This is a genomic window from Streptomyces sp. BF23-19, assembly GCF_041106355.1.
Taxonomy (GTDB): Bacteria; Actinomycetota; Actinomycetes; order Streptomycetales; family Streptomycetaceae; genus Streptomyces; species Streptomyces virginiae_A.
On the sequence record NZ_JBGBPT010000166.1, the window covers coordinates 1 to 6,016 of the forward strand.

5 protein-coding genes and 2 pseudogenes are annotated in these 6,016 nt (G+C 67.5%); 1 reads left to right on the top strand and 6 read right to left on the bottom strand.

Annotated elements, in window-relative coordinates; translation table 11 throughout:
- Positions 1–78: 78 nt before the first annotated feature.
- The 4 genes from AB8A24_RS42670 to AB8A24_RS42685 form a co-directional block, all read right to left on the bottom strand.
- Positions 79–438, bottom strand: coding sequence for a hypothetical protein (locus AB8A24_RS42670; protein WP_369479201.1), 360 nt, complete (start codon positions 436–438; stop codon positions 79–81).
- 1,257 nt (positions 439–1,695) lie between these two features.
- On the bottom strand, positions 1,696–2,070 hold the full coding sequence (locus AB8A24_RS42675) for a DUF4267 domain-containing protein (RefSeq protein ID WP_328959697.1): 375 nt from the start codon (positions 2,068–2,070) through the stop codon (positions 1,696–1,698).
- A 110-nt stretch (positions 2,071–2,180) separates the two neighbouring features.
- Entirely contained in the window at positions 2,181–3,131 is a 951-nt protein-coding gene (locus tag AB8A24_RS42680) for a hypothetical protein (RefSeq protein WP_369479202.1), read from the bottom strand.
- An 11-nt stretch (positions 3,132–3,142) separates the two neighbouring features.
- The gene (locus tag AB8A24_RS42685; protein ID WP_328959699.1) at positions 3,143–4,606 is read right to left on the bottom strand and encodes an APC family permease; all 1,464 of its coding nucleotides are present in this window, start codon (positions 4,604–4,606) and stop codon (positions 3,143–3,145) included.
- 620 nt (positions 4,607–5,226) lie between these two features.
- On the opposite strand from AB8A24_RS42685, the pseudogene AB8A24_RS42690 reads away from it, so the two are divergent.
- A pseudogene (locus AB8A24_RS42690) lies at positions 5,227–5,480 on the top strand (IS5/IS1182 family transposase); the annotation flags it as partial.
- 113 nt (positions 5,481–5,593) lie between these two features.
- Here the strand turns inward: AB8A24_RS42690 and AB8A24_RS42695 are convergent.
- Positions 5,594–5,794 (bottom strand): annotated as a pseudogene (locus AB8A24_RS42695) (hypothetical protein); the annotation flags it as partial.
- Positions 5,795–5,857: 63 nt separating this feature from the next.
- Positions 5,858–6,007 (bottom strand): helix-turn-helix domain-containing protein, encoded by a 150-nt coding sequence (locus tag AB8A24_RS42700; RefSeq protein WP_369479203.1) that lies wholly within the window; start codon positions 6,005–6,007, stop codon positions 5,858–5,860.
- Positions 6,008–6,016: the final 9 nt, after the last annotated feature.

Here is a 6,016-nt window from a genome sequence, read left to right on the forward strand (position 1 = left end):
GTGACTGAGCACGACACCTGGCTTGGTTGGACGACTTCATTGCACACCGTTGGCTTGCCCGCCCGGCGCGAAGTCGGGTCACCACCGGGCGCGCAGCATGCCGTCGCGGTCAGGCAGGACAGCGACGAACAGCGGGTGGCGTTCGTCGGGGTACATGGACAGGGCGCAGGCCGCCCGCGCGTCGGCCACCAGAGCGGTGAACTCCTGGTAGTCGGTGTCGTCGACGACCGCGTGGCGGATCGTTCCGTCTTGCGCCTCCCACACGAACTCCACTGACTCCTCCGGGGGGAGCGCGGCGAGGACCGCGCCGACATCGGCGTTCAGGTCGACGGTCAGCAGAACCCGCGGGCCGAGACAGGCGCGCACCGCGTCGAGGTTCTCCGGCGTGAGGCGGTGCCAGCGTGCGGCGTTGCGGACGTAGGTCTCCTCCAGAAGCACCGTCTGCCGTGAGGCCAGCTCCGTGCGGAGGCGTGCCCAGAAGTCCTCGTCGGCTGGCTCCGTCGGTTCCGGTTCGTCGAACTCGCCGCGCAGGGGGAGGCCGTCAGCGGTTCCGGGAAAAGGCCGAGTTCACGTGTACGGGCCACGGCGTCCGCGCAGGGCTGGTCGCTGCCCACGTACACGTACTGGTCCCACCCGACGTGCACGGTGAACAGGTCCCCCACCTCCAGCCGGCACCAGGCGCCCTGGTCACGGAGCATGGCTCGGACAAGCTCCAGAGCGCTCGGAAGGGAAACCTCGGCCCCGTCGTGGTAGCCGGTGAGGTCGGGCGGGAAGAGCCCGGCGAGGCCGTGTCCCCCGACCGGCGGCTCCACTCCGAAGTGGACCAAGCCTGTGACCGCGGGCTCACGGATCTCCAGCCGGTCGATACCCGAGGCCTCCGCGAAGGCGGCGATCGCTGCCAGGTACGCCGCCTCGACCGGCCCGTGGTCACTGTCCGTGTCCTCGGGGCCGGTGTAGTGGCCGCGCTCGTCGCGGTTGGCAGGGTCGTACTTGGTGATCCGGTGAACGAAGGCCGGCGGCACGCTGCTCCTTGGGCGGGGCGGAAAGGGTGCAAGCGTAGTTTCCGGCCCCGAGCCGGTATGTCGCGGGTTGCTCCTTCGGCCCGTATCGGCAGGGGTGTGGGGCTCGACAGGCTGTAGGCCGGTCGAATCCCGAGAGTGAACCCCAAGGCCGACGGCGTGCCACCCGGCGCGGCAAAGACCCCGTCGGGTGACGTGACGTCGAGCAGGAAGTGGTGAGGGATCCCTGTGGCCTCGGCCAGGGTGAGCACGCAGGTGGAGAAAGCCCGATCCACAGCCGGCTCCCCGCGTCGCCAGCGCACCGCGTACACGAGTGTGGGGAGGGATCGGCGGAGGGAACAGGCCAAGTCAGCCCTCCGGGCGCTGCTCTGCCTGCCGAGTGGAATGCACACCCACGACAAGTCCAGTGCTCATTGGACAGGTCTGGTGCACAGTCACAACACGTGGCCGATATCCGGGGCGTGGCGTTCGCGGAGAAAATCGAACACGTGTTTCACTGGGGGTGCGAGACCACCGTCTGTGGGGCCTCTGCGTACTGGACTGCCTCGCGCACCGCGGCGTAGGCGCAGGGCTCAGCCATGAGGACGCTTAGGGTGATACCGACCCGCAGGGCGGCGCCGTGGCGGCCAGGAGACCCGTCGACCTCGCGTTCCCGGAGATCGACAACAGCGGCTCCTCAGGAACGGATGCTGCGCAGGCTCAGTGCGCACAGCGCCGCCCAGGACAGTGCAAATCCCGCAACTTTCCAGCGTGCCTGCTTGCTTTCGAGCAGGGTGCCGAAGAGAGCCGCGTCAGCGGTGTCGGTCGCCACCCGGCACCATGCCGCCGAACGTCGCGCGCTCTCGCTGCTGGCGACGGTCATCGCGACTCCGATGGCCGTGTCCCGGGCCCCGATGGCCCTGATCAGCAGTCCTGCCTGCCGTGGCGGGCGGCCGTCGGACTCCAGTGGAAGATCGCATGGCTTGGCGAGCCACTCCGGCCGCACCATGATGGCGACGCTGTAGAGAGCGGTAGCGGCGCCAAGTACACGATTGACATCGATCGACTTCACGCCTTGAGTCCCTTCGTCGGTGCTCGAATGGTGCGCGCGTGCCCAGCAGCAGTACTTCGCCCTGTAGCCCCGCCCTCCGAATCCTGGAACTCAGAGTTGCGGGTCAATGATCAGGTTGAGCGCATGACAGTGCAGTGCCACTTTGCGATGACGGTCGCGGGGTCGCCGAAATAGGACCAGGGCACTGCGGTTGCTTGGTCGGCGAGCAGCTTGAAGAGGTACGCCGCTTCGCTGTACAGCCCGCCGGCGCACGTCGCGTGCAGCAAGTAGTTGAAGTCGGCGACGTCCTGCGCCCGGTAGATGCCGTCCCAGTTGACGACCCATGTATCCCAGGTGCGACGGGTATCGGCGAGTGCTACGTCGGTACTCCAATGCCGACGTAGGAAGAGTGCCATGTCACCCTCACGCTCAAGGCGGTAGCGGTACTCCTCCAGCCGCGCGACCTGCAGGAGTACGGCGAGTGGCGAGCCCGGCGCAGTGCTGTCCACCACGTCCCGGGCGAAGTCGTACATGGTCCCGTGCGTGCCGTGCCAGCGAGCGGACACATGGCGCAGCGCTTGATTGTGCGCTTCCCGGTTGTCCTGGTGCCGAAGTTTCAGCTCCTTCCACCAGTGGTTGAATTGGCGGTGCCCACCCGCGTATAGCCGGGCGATGGTGAGGAGCGATACCCAGGGCACAGGGTCGTAAGGATGTGCGTCGGCCGCGCGAAGGCAGGTCCGTACGGCCATGTCCAGCCGGTCCTGGCCGGCAGCGCCAGGGTCCCCCGCGGCCACGGCGAGGTTGAAGCAGCGCAGCACCTCTGTATCCGCGCGCAGCACCAGCGCGTCCGGATCACCCGGCCGGGCGGTGTACCACTCCTCGGCGATGGTCGTGCCGGCCGTGGACTGGGCGAGCAGGCGCACCCGGTGGGTGCGGCGGTCCCAGTCGCGCCCGGTGGAGTGGAGCAGCTCGGGAAGACCCTGCCACCGGCCGATGGCGATGTCTTGGCGCGCCTTCGCAAGGTCCCGGTCCCTGAGCGTCGCGTCGAATTCGGGAGTGAAGGGCTTGCTTCCCGGTGTCATGGCTGCGCCCTTCAGAAGTCCGTGGCTATGGTGTTGTCAGCGGACGAGGCAGACACGGGTTCCAGGCCTTCGTATTCTTGTTTGATTCGCTCGGTCTTTGCGGCGTCAAGCCGATCCGGACGGTAGTAGGGGCTCTTCCGGTACGCGAGCATCGGCACCAGGCCCACGGCGAGACCGCCGATGCCGATCGCGATGGCGGTGGCGTCGAGTGCGCCCAGCGACTCGACGAACACCCAGAACAGGAACAGCGCCCCGGTCAGCGGCCACAGCCCGCCGAAGATGAAGTTCGCCGGGGTCTTCAGCAGCACCTTTCGGTAGGCGACGACGACTGCGACTCCGGCCAGCCCGTAGTAGACGGCGATCTGGAGTCCGATGGCGGCCACGGCGCTCTCCAGGATGTCGCCGACCGAGCCCAGTGCATTGGACGCCACAAAGAGACCGAGAGCGACCGCGCCGACAACCACCAGCGCGACCCAGGGCGTCTGGTAGCGGGGGTGAGAGGTGCCGAGGGCAGCTGGCATGGTGCGGTCGCGGCCCATCGCGAAGAGGGAGCGGGTCACCTGGATGAGGGTGGTCTCCAGGGTGGCGATGGTAGACAGCATGACGGCGACGATCAGCAGTCTGCCGCCCCAACCGGGCCAGAGACGCTCGCCGAGCAGGGCCAGGACGTTGGCGCTGTTGGCCTCGATTTCCTCGGCAGTGAGCAGCAGGTTCACGGAGATTGTGAAAACCTCGAACAGGACGAAGACGACGGCGAGACCAACCAAGCCGGCCAGCCCCGACGTCTTGCGGCTGTTGCGAGTTTCCTCGCTGAGGTTGCTGGTGACGTCCCAGCCCCAGTAGTAGAACGCCGCGATCAACGCTCCGGCTGCGAATCCCTGCACTCCATCGAAGTGGCTGAAGCCCAGCCAGGACCAGGAGAAGTGCTGAACCGCATTGCCATGAAACAAGGCCCCCGCGGCGAAGGCGAGCAGTATGAGCAGCTCGATGCCGGACATGATCAGCTGGGCGTGAACCGTCAGTCGCGCTCCCTTAAGCACGACCACGAGCATCACCAGGAACCACATCGCGCCGACCACGGTCGCCAGCGCGGTGTTCTCGGCCAGGTCCGGGGCGAACAGGGACAGCGTCATGCTGCCGGCCGGCAGAGAGCCCGCGACCATGAAGATCGTGGCCGAGACCACAAGCGCCCAGCCGCTGAGGAAGCCGAGGGAGGGATGGAGGGCACGGGCCACCCATGAGTAGCTGGCGCCAGCGTTGATGTCGAGCCTGCCCAGGTAGTTGAACGCCCAGGCGATGCCGAACATGGGTATCGCGCAGTAGAGCAGTGCGGCAGGGGCGGCGAAACCGACCGCGCCGATGAGTACGGCTGTCGTCGCCGCCAGGGAGTAGGCGGGAGCACTGCCGGCTACCGCCATAACGATGCTGTCGGAAGTGCCCAGGACGTTCGCCTGCAGCCCTTTGTGTGTGCTCACGATTCTGTAGTGCCCTTCGGATACGGCCGCTGTCGGTGATGTCCCGGCAAAGAAGCGCACAGCCACGGGGACGGACAGCGGGGTGGCTGGTCCGGTCCTGCCCGGCCAGTAATCTCGCGAACAGCAGGCAGAGTTATGGACGGCTTACGAGAAGGAGGTGCCTGCGTCGTGGCAGCGTGAGGTTTTCGGGCACCAACTCATCCACCATGGCGGGCCGCGTACGCGGGTCCACTCGACTCGGGGGCAGGACCAGACGCGGTTCAGAAGTTCGCACACGTTTCCTCGATCATGCTGGCGCGGCTATTCGGTGGAGAGGGACGAGCCCCGAGGACAGCCGAGTCGTCAACCCTCGTGACTGCCGGGTGAGTGGAATCTTCGTGCCGCCTCGAGGGCTCGCAGTCCCGCGGCTTCGCCTCGTTTCTGCCGTCGGGCGACGCGCAGTGGCAGGGCGCGGTGGCCCGTCGCGACTCTGGGTGGAAGAGGACCTTCCGGATTGTTCGACGCACCGGAGACGCGCTGTGAGAAATTGTCGTGTTCCGATAAACCCTGTGGAGATGCTGCGTGTCTCCACGGCTGCTGCTCCGCAGCCAGTCAGGCGGGTGCCGCGTCCGCTGCGACCCTGCTGGCGCCGTCTGGCGGAGTGGACCGAGGTCCGCGTGTGGCCCCGCCTGCACGAGGTCGAGGTTCTTCTGGCGAAGCTTCGCCGTGCGGACGCTCTGGACTTCTCCCGGGCGGCCGTTGACGGCTCCCACATCCGCGCGTGAGAGGTGGCTTCCAGACGGAACGAAGTCTTGTCGACCGGGGCAAAGCGGGCAGCAAACACCACCTGATCACCGATGCCACCGGCATCCCTCTCGCCGTCACGCTGACGGGAACCGGTCCACGCGCAACTGGAACACTCCGGTGGGGTTGTTGGGGAAGTTCACCGACACGACGCGGGGTGTTCGGCCGGAGCGCCGCTGCGACCTCGTCGAGGTCCAGGGCCCAGTTGCGGTCCGGGTCAGAGGGCCACGCCGGTGGCCTCGCGCAGGGCCATCGGCACGGTCTCGGCTGGTAGTTCGGGGTCACCACCACGGCGTGGTCCCCGGCGTCGAGCAGGACGTTCATGGCCAGGTACAGGGCTTCCTCGGCTCCGGCGAAGCAGATCACGTCGTCCGCGCCGGCGTTCTCGTACGTCTGGGCGATCACCTCGCGCAGGGCCGGATCGCCGAAGGTCTCGGTGTAACCCAGGGGCAGGTTCTCGCAGCCGGGTCATGGTCGGTCCTTCGCGTTCGGTGATCTGAGTTCGGCGAGCAGGCCGTAGACGGTGGAACGGGACACCCGCAGGGCGCCGGCGACGACGGGAGCGGCGCGGCGGACCGCGAACACCCGGGCCTCCTCCAGCCGGCCGAGAACGGCCAGGCGGTCCTG